This window comes from Thioalkalivibrio sp. ARh3, assembly GCF_000377265.1.
In the GTDB taxonomy this organism is placed as follows: domain Bacteria; phylum Pseudomonadota; class Gammaproteobacteria; order Ectothiorhodospirales; family Ectothiorhodospiraceae; genus Thioalkalivibrio; species Thioalkalivibrio thiocyanoxidans.
The window spans coordinates 42,282-57,306 of sequence record NZ_KB897948.1; the positions used below are offsets into that span (position 1 = coordinate 42,282).

At 67.4% G+C, this 15,025-nt stretch carries 14 protein-coding genes and 1 pseudogene; 10 read left to right on the forward strand and 5 right to left on the reverse strand.

Features of this window, described 5'->3' with window-relative positions; translation table 11 throughout:
• Positions 1-32 precede the first annotated feature (32 nt).
• Complete coding sequence (locus C995_RS0105000) at positions 33-503, reverse strand: aminoacyl-tRNA deacylase (protein ID WP_018139331.1); 471 nt, start codon at positions 501-503, stop codon at positions 33-35.
• A gap of 123 nt (positions 504-626) precedes the next feature.
• On the opposite strand from C995_RS0105000, the gene C995_RS0105005 reads away from it, so the two are divergent.
• The 6 genes and pseudogenes from C995_RS0105005 to C995_RS14380 form a co-directional block, all read left to right on the forward strand.
• Positions 627-1,625: an LLM class flavin-dependent oxidoreductase gene (locus tag C995_RS0105005; protein ID WP_018863896.1), complete on the forward strand. Its 999-nt coding sequence runs from the start codon at positions 627-629 to the stop codon at positions 1,623-1,625.
• An 83-nt stretch (positions 1,626-1,708) separates the two neighbouring features.
• The gene (gene trpB / locus C995_RS0105010) at positions 1,709-2,908 is read left to right on the forward strand and encodes a tryptophan synthase subunit beta (RefSeq protein ID WP_018863897.1); all 1,200 of its coding nucleotides are present in this window, start codon (positions 1,709-1,711) and stop codon (positions 2,906-2,908) included.
• A 65-nt stretch (positions 2,909-2,973) separates the two neighbouring features.
• A complete protein-coding gene (locus C995_RS0105015) occupies positions 2,974-3,240 on the forward strand; it encodes a DksA/TraR family C4-type zinc finger protein (protein ID WP_018863898.1) in 267 nt (88 codons plus the stop codon).
• Between the two features lie 42 nt (positions 3,241-3,282).
• Positions 3,283-4,206 carry a histone deacetylase family protein gene (locus tag C995_RS0105020; RefSeq protein WP_018863899.1) on the forward strand — a complete coding sequence of 308 codons (924 nt, stop codon included), beginning with the start codon at positions 3,283-3,285 and terminating at the stop codon, positions 4,204-4,206.
• Between the two features lie 33 nt (positions 4,207-4,239).
• Entirely contained in the window at positions 4,240-4,797 is a 558-nt protein-coding gene (locus tag C995_RS0105025) for a CPBP family intramembrane glutamic endopeptidase (protein ID WP_018863900.1), read from the forward strand.
• Between the two features lie 93 nt (positions 4,798-4,890).
• Positions 4,891-5,025 (forward strand): annotated as a pseudogene (locus C995_RS14380) (oxidoreductase); the annotation flags it as partial.
• A gap of 36 nt (positions 5,026-5,061) precedes the next feature.
• On the opposite strand, the gene C995_RS0105030 reads toward C995_RS14380, so the two are convergent.
• The 3 genes from C995_RS0105030 to C995_RS0105040 all read right to left on the reverse strand — a co-directional run bounded on the left by C995_RS0105030 (position 5,062) and on the right by C995_RS0105040 (position 9,216).
• Complete coding sequence (locus C995_RS0105030) at positions 5,062-7,434, reverse strand: HDOD domain-containing protein (protein WP_018863901.1); 2,373 nt, start codon at positions 7,432-7,434, stop codon at positions 5,062-5,064.
• A gap of 129 nt (positions 7,435-7,563) precedes the next feature.
• Entirely contained in the window at positions 7,564-8,589 is a 1,026-nt protein-coding gene (locus C995_RS0105035) for a DUF2235 domain-containing protein (RefSeq protein ID WP_026278954.1), read from the reverse strand.
• Positions 8,590-8,685: 96 nt separating this feature from the next.
• Positions 8,686-9,216: an Hsp20/alpha crystallin family protein gene (locus C995_RS0105040; protein WP_018863903.1), complete on the reverse strand. Its 531-nt coding sequence runs from the start codon at positions 9,214-9,216 to the stop codon at positions 8,686-8,688.
• Positions 9,217-9,357: 141 nt separating this feature from the next.
• Here C995_RS0105040 and C995_RS0105045 point away from each other — a divergent pair, with 141 nt between their 5' ends.
• From C995_RS0105045 to C995_RS0105060, 4 genes are all read left to right on the forward strand, one after another.
• Entirely contained in the window at positions 9,358-9,975 is a 618-nt protein-coding gene (locus C995_RS0105045) for a rhomboid family intramembrane serine protease (RefSeq protein WP_018863904.1), read from the forward strand.
• A gap of 81 nt (positions 9,976-10,056) precedes the next feature.
• Complete coding sequence (locus C995_RS0105050; protein ID WP_018863905.1) at positions 10,057-11,424, forward strand: glycoside hydrolase; 1,368 nt, start codon at positions 10,057-10,059, stop codon at positions 11,422-11,424.
• Positions 11,424-12,347, forward strand: a complete 924-nt coding sequence (locus tag C995_RS0105055) for an isoaspartyl peptidase/L-asparaginase family protein (protein WP_018863906.1) — start codon at positions 11,424-11,426, stop codon at positions 12,345-12,347. The genes C995_RS0105050 and C995_RS0105055 overlap by 1 nt, the downstream gene beginning before the upstream one ends.
• A gap of 73 nt (positions 12,348-12,420) precedes the next feature.
• Complete coding sequence (locus C995_RS0105060) at positions 12,421-13,428, forward strand: adenosine deaminase (RefSeq protein ID WP_018863907.1); 1,008 nt, start codon at positions 12,421-12,423, stop codon at positions 13,426-13,428.
• 26 nt (positions 13,429-13,454) lie between these two features.
• On the opposite strand, the gene C995_RS0105065 is transcribed toward C995_RS0105060, so the two are convergent.
• The gene (locus tag C995_RS0105065; RefSeq protein WP_018863908.1) at positions 13,455-14,984 is read right to left on the reverse strand and encodes an amidase; all 1,530 of its coding nucleotides are present in this window, start codon (positions 14,982-14,984) and stop codon (positions 13,455-13,457) included.
• Positions 14,985-15,025 lie beyond the last annotated feature (41 nt).

Genomic DNA, 15,025 nt, shown 5'->3' on the forward strand with positions numbered 1-15,025 from the left:
ACCGCACACGCCGATGGTGCAACCGACAGCGGCTACAAATGCCGACTGAACAACCCGTGCCGGGCCGCACCCAGGAGGTCCCGCCAGGCAAGGGCCGGCAGCTTCACCAGGGTCTCGTGATCGCCACCCTCGAGATATACATCCCCCTCGGTGGGGGCATGTTCGTCCAGCATCGCCTCCAGGCCGTAGGGCTCGGCCAGGGCCGGGATCGCGCCCAGTGCACAATCCGGGAAGAGTTCAGCCACCTCCCTTTCGGTGGCCAGCCCGACATGCTCCCCGATCAGGTGGTGGAGCTGCCCGAAGTGCAGGCGCCGCGACGACGGCAGGATCGCCAGCATGTAATGGCCGGCATCCTCCACCAGCACGGCCTTCGCCAGCCGATCACCGGGCACGTGCGCGGCCTCTGCCGTTCGGGTGGCACTGCTGGAATACGGGTGCCGAACCAGTTCATAAGCGACACCCTGTGCCGCCAGATAGTCACTCAGGGTTCTCGCGATGCCCATGCTGCGGCCCTCTTTCCGTCCCTACCCCGGACTATAGACCCACTCTGCCCGCACGGTGCCTCGATTCCCCGCTACCCCGTCACCCGACAATCGGCACAACGCTCCCTGTCCTACAATGCCCCGATGACGGACTTCTCCATACTCGATCTCGCACCGATCACTGCGGGGTCGGACGCAGGGCAGGCCCTGCACAACACCCTCGACCTGGCCCGGCGGGCGGACGAACGGGGATTCACGCGGTACTGGCTCGCCGAGCACCACAACATGCCGGGGATCGCCAGTGCGGCGACTGCTGTGGTCATCGGCCAGGTAGCGGCCGCCACGGCGCGCATCCGCGTGGGCGCTGGCGGCATCATGCTGCCCAACCACGCGCCGCTGATCGTCGCCGAGCAGTTCGGGACACTGGATGCCCTGTTTCCCGGTCGGATCGACCTCGGGCTTGGCCGTGCACCGGGGACAGACCCGGCCACGGCCCGCGCCCTGCGCCGCAGCGCGGAGAGCGACCCCAACCAGTTCCCACGCGATGTGGTGGAGCTGCAGGGCTACCTGGCGGACCCCGCTCCGGACCAGGCCATTCGGGCGATACCCGGCGCCGGTTCGCATGTTCCGGTCTGGATCCTCGGATCGAGCCTGTTCGGGGCCCGGCTTGCGGCGCACCTGGGGCTGCCCTACGCCTTTGCCTCGCATTTCGCCCCGGGTCAGCTGCATGACGCGATCGCGATCTACCGCCGCGAATTCCGGCCCTCCCCGGACCTGGATAAGCCCTGGGTGATGGCCGGCTACAACGTCTATGTGGCCGACACCGATACCGATGCGCAGACACTGGCCAGTTCCATGGAGCAGGCCTTCATCAGCCTGCGCCGCGGCCGACCCGAACCGATCCACCCCCCGATCCCGCACTACCGGGAACAGCTCGACCGGGCTGAACGGGCGATTGTCGAACAGACCATGGCCTGCTCCGCGATCGGGGCACCCGACACGGTCGAGCGGGAGATGCGCCGCTTCCTCGAAGTCACGCAGGTCGACGAACTGATCCTGACCACCACGACCTTCGATCATGACGCCCGCTGTCGCTCCCTGGAACTCACCGCACAGGTCTGCGACCGCCTGTCATCAACCTGAGGCCCGCGTTTTCAGGAACGGGCTTGGCAAAGGACGCCCGGCACAGGATCATTCGGCCTTTCGAACATGCACGAGGGCGGGCGATGTCGTACCTGAAGGATTTTCCGAACCAGGAAGGCTATTTCGGCGAGTTCGGGGGTGCGTTCCTGCCACCCGAACTGGAACCCCATTTTGCCGAGATCAACCGCGCCTACCTGGCGCTCGCCCGCTCCGCCGATTTCCTGAACGAGCTGCGCTACATCCGCAAGCACTACCAGGGCCGCCCCACCCCGGTGTACTACGCGCACAACCTGAGCCGCGAGGCCGGCGCGCATATCTATCTCAAGCGCGAAGACCTGAACCACTCCGGGGCGCACAAGCTGAACCACTGCATGGGCGAGGCCCTGCTGGCCAAGCACATGGGCAAGCGCAAGCTGATCGCGGAGACCGGCGCCGGCCAGCACGGGGTCGCGCTGGCCACGGCGGCCGCGTACTTCGGCATGGAATGCGAGATCCACATGGGCGAGATCGACATCGCCAAGGAAGCGCCCAACGTCACCCGCATGAAACTGATGGGCGCACAGGTCGTGCCGGTCTCCTTTGGCGGGCGTTCGCTCAAGGAGGCCGTGGACTCCGCCTTCCAGTCCTATCTGTCGCAGGCCGACGAGGCGCTGTTCGCGATTGGCTCTGTGGTGGGGCCGCACCCGTTCCCGCTGATGGTGCGCAACTTCCAGTCCGTAGTCGGCATCGAGGCGCGCGAGCAGTTCATGGAGATGACCGGTGGCGAGCTGCCCGATCACGTCGTCGCCTGCGTCGGCGGAGGCTCCAACGCGATGGGTATGTTTGCCGGCTTCATCGAGGACGCCGGCGTCCAGCTGAACGGGGTCGAGCCGCTCGGACGCGGCACCAAGCTGGGCCAGCACTCCGCCACGATGACCTACGGCAAGCCCGGCATGATCCACGGCTTCAAGTGCATGCTGCTGGCCGACGAGGAAGGCAACCCGGCCCCGGTCCACTCCATCGCCTCGGGGCTGGACTACCCCGGCGTCGGCCCGGAACACTCCTACCTGAAGACCATCGAACGCGTGGCCTACCATGCGATCAGCGACGACGAGACCCTGGAGGCCTTCTACCAGCTGTCACGCGCCGAGGGCATCATTCCGGCGCTGGAGAGCGCCCACGCCGTCGCCTGGGCGATGAAACACGGCCGCGAGCATCCCGGCGTCACGATCCTCGCCAACCTGTCCGGCCGGGGCGACAAGGACATCGACTACGTCGCCCGCGAATTCGGCCACGGTGGCTAACAACCCGGGAACTCCCTGCCGGGCCATGGGTATCTAATCCCTGCGGGTTTCAGTGGAGCGGAGTCATGGCAGGCGGCTGGTCCAAAGACGGCGCGGAACAGGAACAGATCGACGACACTGTCGAGGATGCGCTGGCGCGGGTGCGCAGCCAGCTCCCGCAAGGCGACAGTCTGGAAGAGTGCGAGGAATGCGGGGCCGCGATCCCCGAGGCCCGCCGCCGTGCCCTGCCCGGCGTACGCCTGTGCGTCCCCTGCCAGGAAGCACATGACGAGTCGGACGCAGCCTTCAGCCCCTACAACCGGCGCGCCTCCAAGGACAGCCAGTTACGCTGACGCCCGCCGCATGTCGTGGCCAGCAAGCAGAGGTCGAAGCCCATGGCGCGAACCCTGTACATCACCCACCCCTCCGGCCGACTTCACGATCCGGGATCCGGACACCCGGAGTGCCCGCAGCGCCTGGCCGCCATCGATGCCGCGCTGCAAAACCTTGCGCGACTGGAACGTCTCGAGGATCCAGCGGCAGCGACGGACGAGGACCTGACGCGTGCCCACACCCGCGCACACGTGGACGCGATTCATGCCGCACAACCGGGGCCCGGCGTTCGCGTCGCAGTGGACCCCGACACCCGTATCAATGAGCACTCGGTCTTCGCGGCACATCATGCGGCCGGCGCGGCAATCGAGGGCGTTCGGCGGGTACTGGACGGCAAGGCTGACCATGCCTTCTGTGCGGTTCGTCCCCCGGGCCACCACGCGGAACGGGACCGGGCGATGGGCTTTTGCCTGTTCAACAACGTGGCCATCGCGGCGCGCTGGGCACTGGAGGGGCACGGCCTGAGCCGTGTCGCAATCGCGGACTTCGACGTTCACCACGGCAACGGGACCGAGGATATCTTTCGCGATGACCCCCGGGTGCTGTTCTGCTCCAGCTTCCAGCATCCGTTCTACCCGGACCGCCCGCTGTCCCGCCGCGAGCACCTGGTTCATACGCCGCTCGCGGCGGGTACAGACGGCCCCGCCTTTCGCGCGGCGATCGAGCGCGACTGGCTGCCCGCCCTGGAACGATTCCGGCCGGAGTTGATCCTGATATCAGCCGGGTTCGACGCCCACCGGGACGACCCGCTCGCCGGTCTCAATCTGGTCGAGAGCGACTTCGAGTGGATCACGCGCCAGCTGCTGGACATTGCCGAGCGGCACACGGCCGGACGCCTGGTCTCGGTGCTGGAGGGCGGATACGATCTCGCCGCGCTGTCGCGCAGCGTGCGCAGCCATGTCCAGACACTGATGGGCATCCGATAACAGGGTTTCCCATCGCTACGGTACCCTGCGCCCATGAACCTGCGCAGCCATCCCCTTTTGCTCGGCCTGATGTTCCAGGCCGCCCTGATTCCCCTGGCATTCCTGCTGGCCGCAATCGCCGGGATTCCGCTGGGCGAGCACCTGTATTGGGACCCCGATCATGCATTGATCGGCGTACTCGCGGTCCTGCCAATGCTGGCGATGCTGGGGCTGGTCGCGCATTTCGGCGGGTCCGCCTACGACACCCTTTCGGGCCAGGTGCGCGATTTCATCGCGCGGTTGTTCGGAAACGCCTGGCCGGGGGCCATCCTGCTGATCTCTCTACTGGCCGGGCTCGGCGAGGAACTCCTGATACGCGGTGTCCTGCAGACCTGGCTGGACACCCACCTCCCGGCGTTCCTGGCCATCCTGATCGCCGGGGTAATCTTCGGCCTGGCCCATGCGATCACGCGGCTCTATTTCGTTTTTGCCACAGCCATCGGGCTCTATCTGGGACTCGTCTATTACCTGACAGGCAACCTGCTGGTGGTCATCATCACCCACGCGCTGTATGACTGGCTCGTGATCCACTGGTACCGGCGCAGACTCTGACGCCCGCTTGCGAAGCACACGAGGCATTTCCAGACTCGATGGATGGTCACCCTTCGGGGCACCGTCGTGAGCTGACTCCACCGGGGCGATTTTCTGCTGCTGGCGCTGCTCGTCCCGCGCTGGACCGGTGGACACCTGGCGCCCATCATCGGGGAACGCGACGAGGTCATCCGCTGGCTGACGCAGGTCTCCGGGGTACTCGCCCTCACCTGCATGCTGCTTGCCGGCGAGGAGCAGCCCTGAACCCGGCTCTTCGGGTCGGCTTCAGGAACGCGCCTCGCAGATCGCGAGGGCGAGCTGGTTCCTTACCGATTTCAGCGCGCGCAGGACCAGCGGATCCAGCTCCGTGCGGCCCGGCGGCAACTCCAGGTACAGCAGTCCTACACACCGCTCACGCACACCCAGAGGCAATAACAGAAAGCTGCGCGCATCCAGTGCATCACGGAACTCGCCTGGAATGTAGCGGCTGATCGCCGGGTCCGAGCTGTCGCTGATCACCATGTCCTTGCGCTGTGTCATGGCCAGCGAGAGCACGTTGCCCGAGCCGGTCAGCGACAGGCGCAGACGCCCGGACAGGTATTCCGCCTCGTGCCCGAACGCCGTATGGGCCACCAGCGTGCGCCGTTCCCGATCCGCCAGCATCAGCATCGCGCGGCGCAGTCCGAGCACCTGGTAGATGTTTTCCAGCGTGGCCTGCACCAGCGGGTTCAGCTCGGATCCCTCGACCATTGCGTCGAGCATTTCCGTCAGCGACTCCATCAGCGCCGCCGCCTGCTCGGCCGGCGAGGTCGACTCGGGCTCCGGGCCGTCGGGCGCCGGGCCACCATTGGCGTCCAGCAGGGCCTCCTCGTCGGGGGCATCGCCGCCCTGCGCGTTATCGCCGACCCCCAGATTCCGGCGCAGGTGCCGCAGATGTTCCTGCCCCTCGCGCGGCAGCTTGACCACGCTCAGAAACTGTTCGAGGCGCTCGCGCCCCTCCTGGATCGCTCGGCGCATACCCGTGGCCCCGACATCCAGCGAGGCCTTGTACCTGCGCCGCAGTTCCGCCAGGGCGAGATCCTGCTCCGCCGGGTCCTGGTGGATGATGCGACCCGCCATCTCGCTGGCCAGGGTCACGACCCGGTGGAGGCGCTGGTCCGGGTCCCGTACCGCGGGCAGCGTGCCCTCGGGCGCCCGTTCGACCGCCTGCACGATCTCGCGCGGGAAGTTCCAGTCCTCCAGTACGGCACGCGCCAGTGCCTCGTACGAGATACCAAGGACCTGGCGCGCCGCGCTGCCCTCGGAGACCCCCTGCGTCTGCCGGATCTGGATCTCGTCCGCCTCCTCGGGGAGGTAGTAGAGCGCCAGCATCCGCCCGATGTCGTGGAACAACGCGCAGACAAACGCCTGTTCGCTTTCGATTCCACCGAGCTGCCGGGCCAGCGTGCGCGCCAGCATCGCGCTGAACAGCGTCTGGACCATGGCCTGCATCAGACGAGCGGACTGGCTCCCGCCCTTGAGGTTTTCCAGCAGGACGAGGCCGAGCGCCGCCGTGCGCACCTGCTCGAAACCCAGCAGGACGACCGCCCGGGACACCGTGCGGATGTTGCCTCCGAAGTTGCTGTAGAAAGGGGAATTGGCCAGCCGCAGAAGCTTCTGTGTCGTCGCGTAGTCCTTCAGCACGGCATTCGACAGCTCGGCGACCGAGCGCTGCTCGCTGTCATCCGAACACTGGGTAATCTCGCGAATATGCGCCGAGACTCCCGGAAAATCGGGCTTGCGCCGGATCCGGCGCAGAATGAAATCGCCGGGCTCCCCCTCCTCGTTCTCGCGACCCTCGGTTACGGCAAGAAATGCCTCGCGCAGTGCCTGGGCCGTTGCGTAGCGCTCGTGCGGATCGGGCCGCTGCGCCCTCAGGGCGATGGCATCCAGGCGTTCGTCGCCCTCGCCCGTGTGCTTCGACGGCGGCTCGGGGACACCGGCTTCCATCGCATTCAGTACATCCTGGTCGGTGTCCCCGGGAAAGGCCCGACGCCCCGCGAGCAGTTCGTAGAACAGCGCACCCAGCGAATACACGTCGGCTGCCAGTGAAGGCGGTCCGCCACGCAGCTGCTCCGGGGCCAGGTAATGGCGCGTCTGGGTCTGATGCCCCGCGGCCTGCTCGCTCCCCTGCGGCAACGCAAGCCCGAGACCGGTCACGCGCGCATGACCATCCGCGCCGACTGTGATGTTCGCAGGCTGCAGCGACCCATGCACAATCCCCTGCTCGTGCGCGGCGGCCAGGGCATCGACCATCTCGCGCATCAGCGCCAGGGCGCGATCCAGCGGCAGCCGCCCCCTGGCAAGCAGGGCATCCAGCGTTTCGCCCTCGATGTACTCGAACACGAGGTAGAGGCCCTCGTCCCAGGGCCCCGCTTCGAAGATCGCCGCGCTGTGGGGATGCCGGAAGCGGCTCACCGCGCGGGCCGCGCGCATCAGGTCGTCACGCACCTCGGCATCACCCAGGGCCTGGTGCGTCAGCGTACGCACCATCACGCGCCGGTCCAGCACGCCGTCATGCGCGACATACAGCCCGTCGCGCGCACTCTCCCCCAGTGTCTCCAGGACACGAAACCGATCGATCCAGCGTTCCTGGCTCGCGTCACGCGACCTCGCCATGCCCCCTCCCCAAAGTCCTCGCCACTGTTTCGCCCCCTAGCCCGGCGCCCCGCCCAACCGGCGGTTACCGGTCCATCGATCGTCCCCGTGCCGGTATATCCATGATGACACGAGCCGGGGCCAGTGGGGTCACAGGTCGCGGGATCGCCTGGCGAGATAGGCCTTGACGTTGGGAGGCCGGTAGTCGCGAGACTGCTGGTAACGTTCTTCGACCGAGGGGTGCAGCCGGGTCGAAGAATCCGCAGGTTCGAGGTCCCGGACGAGTGTGCGGCGCAGGCGATAGATGTGGCGCCGCGACTGATGGATCGCGGCGCGAGGGTCGGGTCGCAGGCTGGCCGGGAGGTGCGGCTCGAACTCCAGCCCTGCGGCGGATGCCTGCTCCAGCATCCAGTGGAGGGCAATATCGGCGACCTGCAGTCCCTTGTCATCAGGCGGATAGCCGCCCCCGACATCCGCGTGCACCCCGGCGAACCACTGCTGGTCCAGATCCAGCCCTGCGCGTGGCTCCCACAGGGTGGGTTCGAAATCCGCACGGCGCTCGTCGATGGCCAGCGCATGCCGGGCAACCCGGACGTTCGGGCCCAGCTTGGTGTCGTAGAACTCGTCGGTGCGATCGAACAGCCCGAGCACCGAAAACGGGATGCCCAGCGCCCCGACGGTATCCCAGGCACCCACGAAACGGATCTGCCGCGAGGGGTGGCTGTGGGCCTCGCGAAAGGCGCGCGAGTGCTTGCCGTCGGGCTTGTACGCCGCCCCCGTGCGCTTGTACAGGCGAAAGGCCTGCTCGATCAGGCGTGCATCCGGGCGCCGGAGGATCCCGCAGTTGTTGATCAGACCGCACAGGCTGCGCACGGTGTACGCACCCCGGCTGAACCCGAACAAGAAGAGCTCCGTCCCCAAGGCATAGTTCTGCACGATGTAGCGGTAGGCATCGGTGATGTTCTTGTGGATGCCCCGGCCGGTCACGCCGCCACTGACCCGGGCATGGTAGGACCCCACGCCCCAGTCATAGAACACCTGCTGGGTGTCGCCGGCGGCGTCCACGGGCGCCACCGCCCGCGCCAGCCGCAATACGTTCGTCGGGACGTCGGACTCGACGTCCTCCTCCGGACGGTTCCAGGTCCCGTCCGCGCAGATCACGATACGGCGCGTCATCATCGGCCTCCCTGCCGCCTACGCTTTCTTCAGCCTAGACTGGCCGGGCCGATGCGCATGTGCCGATCGGCTCTCCATTGGCTAAATCTCCTTGGCCTAACGGCCAATCTCGATGCGCCGCACCCCGGGGCGCTCGCCATCCTTGCGACGGGGGACATGGACATCCAGCACCCCGTTCTTGAAGCGGGCGGATATGCCATCCGTGTCGGCATCACCGGGAAGGCTCAGGACTCGGCGAAACTGCCCGTAACTGCGCTCGATCCGGTGGTAGCCCTCCTCGTCTTCCTCGTGTTCCTGGCGTTTCTCGCCCGAGATGATCAGGTCGTCCCCATCGATGGAGAGGTCGATCTCGTCCTCCGAGATCCCGGGCACCTCCACCGATATCCGATAGGCCTTGCGTCCCTCGGCGATATCCACGCTGGGCTTCAGCCACAGGGGCCCGGTACGCCCCGCGAGGGCACCCCCCGGGGCACGACCGAAGAACTGCTCAAACATCCGGTCCATCTCCTGGTGCATCCGCAGCAGCGGGTCGCCCGGGGCATCATCGCGCCGCGCGGGCAGGACCTCGGGCTGTTCCTGTTCCTCGCGCTTGAACCAGTTCCACGGCTTGAGCTTTTGCAGGTCCATGCAGTCACCTCCTCGTATCCTGTGTCATGAGCACTTGCATTCAGGGCTCCTACCCCGATAGGTAGGAAGTCGAACGAGCTTTTCAAGATCCGGGGCCGAAGCTTTCAGAAAAACCGGCCCCTCGGGAGCGGCCGATCATCAATGGAACAGGACTTCTACATCACACTGTTCATCATCGCGGGTACCGTGGCGACCTCGGTCTGGGCCTGGCAGCGCCCGCGCGTACTGGAGCGGATGATCTACTGGCCACCGGCAGTGGCCCGCGGTGAATACTGGCGGCTGATCACCCACGGGTTTATCCACGCCGACGGCACCCATCTCGCGTTCAACATGATCACGCTGTTCTTCTTCGGCATGGCCATGGAGCGCGTGCTGGTCCCGGAGATTGGCGTACTCGGCTTTGTGGCGTTCTACCTGGCCGGCATCGTGCTGGCGATCCTGCCCACCCACGTGCGCCACCGGGACAACCGTTTCTACCGCAGCCTGGGCGCCTCGGGGGCGGTCTCGGCCGTTTTGTTCGCCTATATCCTGCTGCAACCCTGGGCGATGCTGTTCGTGTTCTTCATCCCGATGCCGGCGATCGTGTTCGCGGCGGCCTACGTGGCCTATTCGTTCTGGGCGCAGCGCCAGGCGCGCGACAACGTGAATCACAGCGCCCACCTCTGGGGCGGTGCCTGGGGCGTGGGCTTCATGCTCCTCCTGGAGCCGGCCCTGTTCGGCCGTTTCCTGCAGGAGCTCCTGTCACCGCTTGGAGCATAGACGTGAATCCTTCCGGGCACCCGGTGGTCCCATAAAGCGCAGTTGCACGAAACGGGCCCGGATTTCGCCACAGGAGGTCGCATGCCTCGAACCACATACGCACACGCCTGGCCGGCCATTGGCCTCGTCGCCGGGTTTGCTCTCGTTTTTGGGTCCAAAACCGCCCTGGCGGACGACGACGCCCAGAGCCGGGTTGCCTGGCAGGATCCCGTCGAGGTCGCCCGCGGCGAGGCCTATCGAGGCCCCTGGCGCATGAATGCCTCCGACTTTCGCTATGTGGACGACGCCTCGGTGGCGATCAACGACCACGGCGAGGTGGTCGTCGTATGGGTTGACCAGGTGGAGCAGGCGATCCTGCTGCAACGCTACGACCGCGACGGTCAGGCCGTCCTGGATGAACCCACCCGGATCGGCGGGGAACCGGACACCTTCTCCTGGCTGCCGCGCGTGGCGATCGAGCCGGCACCAGACGACGAGGACGACTTCACCGTTCACCTGCTCTGGCAGGAGATCCTGTTTACCGGCGGCGATCACGGCGGGGAGATCCTCTACGCCCGCTCCCGGGACGGCGGCCGATCGTTCGAGGATCACCAGAACCTGTCGAATTCGCGCGATGGGGCCGGCAAGGGACGCATCACCGCCCATCGCTGGGACAACGGCAGCCTGGACCTCCTGCTGGCCGGAGAGGGTCAGGTCGTCGCGGCCTGGACCGAATACCAGGGTCCGCTGCGCGTCACCTACTCGTCCGACAACGGCGAAAGCTTCGCGGAACCCGAAACGATCAACGAGGGGGCCGACAAACCGGCCCGCGCACCGAGTCTGGCCCGGGCCCCCTCGGGGCGCGTCCTGCTTGCCTGGTCGGAGGGCGACAGTCCGTATGCCGACATCCGCATCGCGAGCTCCGATGAACTGGGCGAAGGCTTTTCCACTCCCGCCACGGCGCTTGAAACGCCCGGTCACGCCGATGCCCCTTCGCTGGTAGTGGATGACGAAGGCACCGCGCATCTTGCGTTCGGGGCCATCCCGGCGAACGACCTGGAGGACTACCGCCAGCCCTACCACCGTCGACTGCACCTCACCCAAGCGGATGCCGACGCCCTGGAGTTCAGCCCGGCGAACGAACTCGACGCGGACGCCTGGCCGGGCGGCTTCCCCACGCTGGCGCGCTCCGACGAACGGCTCTATCTCGTCTGGCAGCGCTATCCACACCCGACCGATCGCCCGTACGGCCTCGCGTTTACCCACGCCCCACTGGACAACCTGAAGTTCGCGCCCGTCGAGCCCGTCCCGGGCACCGTCGACCGGCCCTACAGCGGCGGGCTGCAGGGGCAGCTGAAGCGGCGGATGGCGGTCAACGCGGCGGGCGAGATCGCGATCGCCCAGAGCCGGTTCATCCCCGGCAGCCACAGCGACATCCTGTTGATCCGCGGACAGGTGCAGGACCGCTGATGGCCTCGAAGTCCTTCTCGCTGATGATCCATGGCGGTGCCGGGCGCATCCGCGAGGCCCAGGACCCACTGGTTGCCGAGCAGTACCACGCCGCGATGCTGCGGGTACTGGAGGCCGGCCGCGAGCGCCTGGCCCGCGGCGAGCGGGCACTCGATACCGTTGAATACTGCGCGGCACAGCTTGAGGACGACCCCCTGTTCAACGCCGGCACCGGGGCCGCGCTGACGCGCGAGGGCACGGTCGAGCTGGACGCCGCGATCATGGACGGTGCAACCCTCGATGTGGGTGCCGTAGGTGCGGTTCGCGGCGTCGCCAACCCCATCCGCCTGGCCCGTGCGATCCTGGAGGACGGTGCGCACGTGTTCCTGGTCGCGGAGGGGGCCGTGAGCTTTGCCCGGGAGGCCGGCCTGTCCCTGATCGACGAGAGCCAGCTGATCACGGCGCAGCGACGGGAGCAACTGGAACGAACGCTGCGGCGCGACGTGGTCACGCTGGACCATGACGAGCCCGCCCCGGGGACCATCGGCGCGGTTGCCCGCGATCAGCGCGGCCACCTGGCGGCGGCAACCTCCACCGGCGGCATGAATGGCCAGCGCCGCGGTCGCATCGGGGACTCACCCATCGCGGGGGCGGGCGTCTACGCCGACGATCCAACGGCCGCCATCTCCGCCACCGGCCTCGGCGAGCATTTCCTGCGCAGTGTCTTCGCCAAGGACCTGGCCGACCGTATCGCGCTGCTGGGTCTAGGCGCCGCTGAAGCCCTCAACGCGAGCCTGCGGCGGCTGCGCGAGCGACTGGATGGCTACGGCGGTGCGATCGTGATCGACCGCGAGGGCCGCTGTGCGGCCGGCACCACCACCCCGCGAATGATCCATGGCTGGATCGAGCACGGCGGTACCAGCGACACGCGTATCGAGCCATGATCGGAGGTCCCACCGAGCACCCGTCGGGCCAAGCCGTTACCATGCCTCGCCCCGCACGGACTAGGGAAACACCATGCAAGACGCCATCGCCCGCCTCCCCAAAGTCGAGCTGCACCTGCACATCGAGGGCGCCCTGGAACCGGAACTCCTGTTGCGGCTGGCCGAGCGCAACGGCGTGGAGCTGCCCTATGGCTCGATCGACGAGGTGCGCGCGGCCTACCAGTTCGAGGACCTGCAGTCGTTTCTGGATATCTACTACGCGGGGGCCTGCGTCCTGCTGACCGAGCAGGACTTCTATGACCTGACCTGGGCCTATCTGCAGCGCTGCCAGGAGGATCACGTGCGCCACACGGAGATCTTCGTCGATCCCCAGACGCATACCGAACGCGGTGTGGCGTTCGCGACGGTGATCAACGGCATCACGCGCGCCCTGGACGACGGCGAACGCGATCTGGGCATCTCCTGCCGCCTGATCCTGTGCTTTCTGCGCCACCTGAGCGCCGATGCCGCGATGGAGACCTTCGACGCGGCCCTGCCCTACCGTGACCGCATTGCGGCGTTCGGTCTGGACTCGGCCGAACAGGGCAACCCGCCAGAGAAGTTCCGGGCGGTGTTCGATCGCGTGCGCGAGGCCGGCTTCCGCGTCGTCGCCCACGCCGGCGAGGAGGGCCCGCCCGAATACATCCGCCAGGCCCTGGACCTGCTGCAGGTCGACCGCATCGATCATGGCGTGCAGGCCGAGCAGGACCCCGCCCTGCTGCAACGGCTTGCGAAGGAACAGATCCCGCTGACCGTCTGCCCGCTGTCGAACATCAAGCTCCGCGTGTTCGACCGGCTCGAGGACCACAACCTCAAGCGCCTGCTCGATGCCGGCCTGCGGGTCACCATCAATTCCGACGATCCCGCCTACTTCGGGGGCTACATCGGCGAGAACTTCCGCGCGACCACGGATGCGCTGGGTCTGTCCCTCGACGAGCTGGAGCAGCTCGCCCGCAACGCGGTCGAAGCCGCCTTCCTGGACGATCCGGCCCGCCAGCGCCTGCATGACGAAATCACGGACTGGCGGCACCGCCTAGCCTGACCGGAATCAGATGCAGGGACGATGCTTCAGCCCTGGCCCGTCCCCGGCAGGGGTGGCGGCACCCGGTCAAACCAGGGCTGCGCGGCCTCCAGCTGAGTCGCCAGCGAGAGGAGCCGCCCCTCCTCGCCCCAGGGCGCCATGAACTGCACACCCACGGGGAGTCCATCCCGATCCCAGTGCAACGGCACCGACATCGCGGGGATGCCGGCCAGATTGGCCGCCATGGTAAACGGCGTGCGCTCCAGGTTCTCGAAGGTCATCCGCTCCAGAAAGCGGCTGTTCAGCATCCAGCGGCCCACCGGCAGGTACAGGGCGAGACGCTGCAGGGCGCGAACCAGGGGAACCGGCTCCAGCTCGCCGATCCGCGGCGGCGGCATGGCCACGGTCGGTAGCAGCAGGAGGTCGTAGCGCTCGAACAGCGCCGCCAGCTCGAGACGGACGCGGTGCCAGCCCTGCCGCGCGCGGGCGTATTCCCCCGCATTCAAAGCCCGGCCCAGGCGCGCCAGCGTGCGCGTATCCAGCTCGAATTCGCCCCGGCGCGCACCCCGTTCGCGCGCCCGCGCCACAAACGCTGCGGCCTGCCCGTAGAACAGCGCCAGTACGGCCCGCGCCACCCCGCGGCCGTCCACCGGCCAGTCCGTTACCCGCTCGACGACGTGCCCCTGGGCTTCCAGTAACCCGCCGGCTCGCTCAACGGCCTCGACACAACCGCGATCGACCCGCCCGCCCACGGGCGAATCAACGTTCCAGCCGACCCGCAGGCAGCCCGGCTCACGCCGGGCGAGCGCCTCGAAGCTTGCCGGAGGCGCCTCCACCCGAAAGGGCGCGGCGGCGCTGTGTCCGGAGGACAGGACATCGAGCATCCGGGCACTGTCGCGCACGCTGCGCGAAAGCACCCCCTCGCTCACCGCACCCTCCCAGGCCTCACCGGCCAGTGGCGTGGTCGGCACCCGCCCGCGGGAAGGCTTCAATCCGAACAGGCCGCAGTACGAGGCCGGTATGCGAATCGATCCGGCCCCGTCGTTTGCACCGGCCATGGGCACAACCCCGGCCGCTACGGCCGCCGCCGCCCCACCACTGGAACCGCCAGGCGACCGCTCAATGTCCCAGGGATTCCGTGTTGCCCCCCAGAGCACGGACTCCGTAATCCCCTTGAGCCCGAATTCCGGCGTCGTGGTCTTGCCCAGGATCACCAGGCCCGCTTCCTCGGCGCGCCTCACACTGTCCGCCGTGGCCGATGCGACCACATCGCGGCAGGCCCGACTGCCCGAGGTACTCCGCAACCCCTGCACGTCCTGCAGCAGATCCTTGATCAGGAAGGGGACGCCCGCAAACGGGCCTTCAATACCCTTCTCGATCCGTTTGCGGGCACGCTCGCGGGCGTCGATGCAAACCGCATTGAGCACGGGATTGACGGTATCCAGGCGCTCCAGCGCACAGTGGAGCAGAGACTCGGGCGTTACCTCCCCGTCCCGTACCGCTGCCGCACTGGCACAGGCATCCCATTGGCGATACGCGCGCGCATCCAGTGCCTGTTCCGGTTTTTCCCCTTTCATCCGGGAACTGTACCGTGGCTCGCCGCATGCGGTCAGGACAC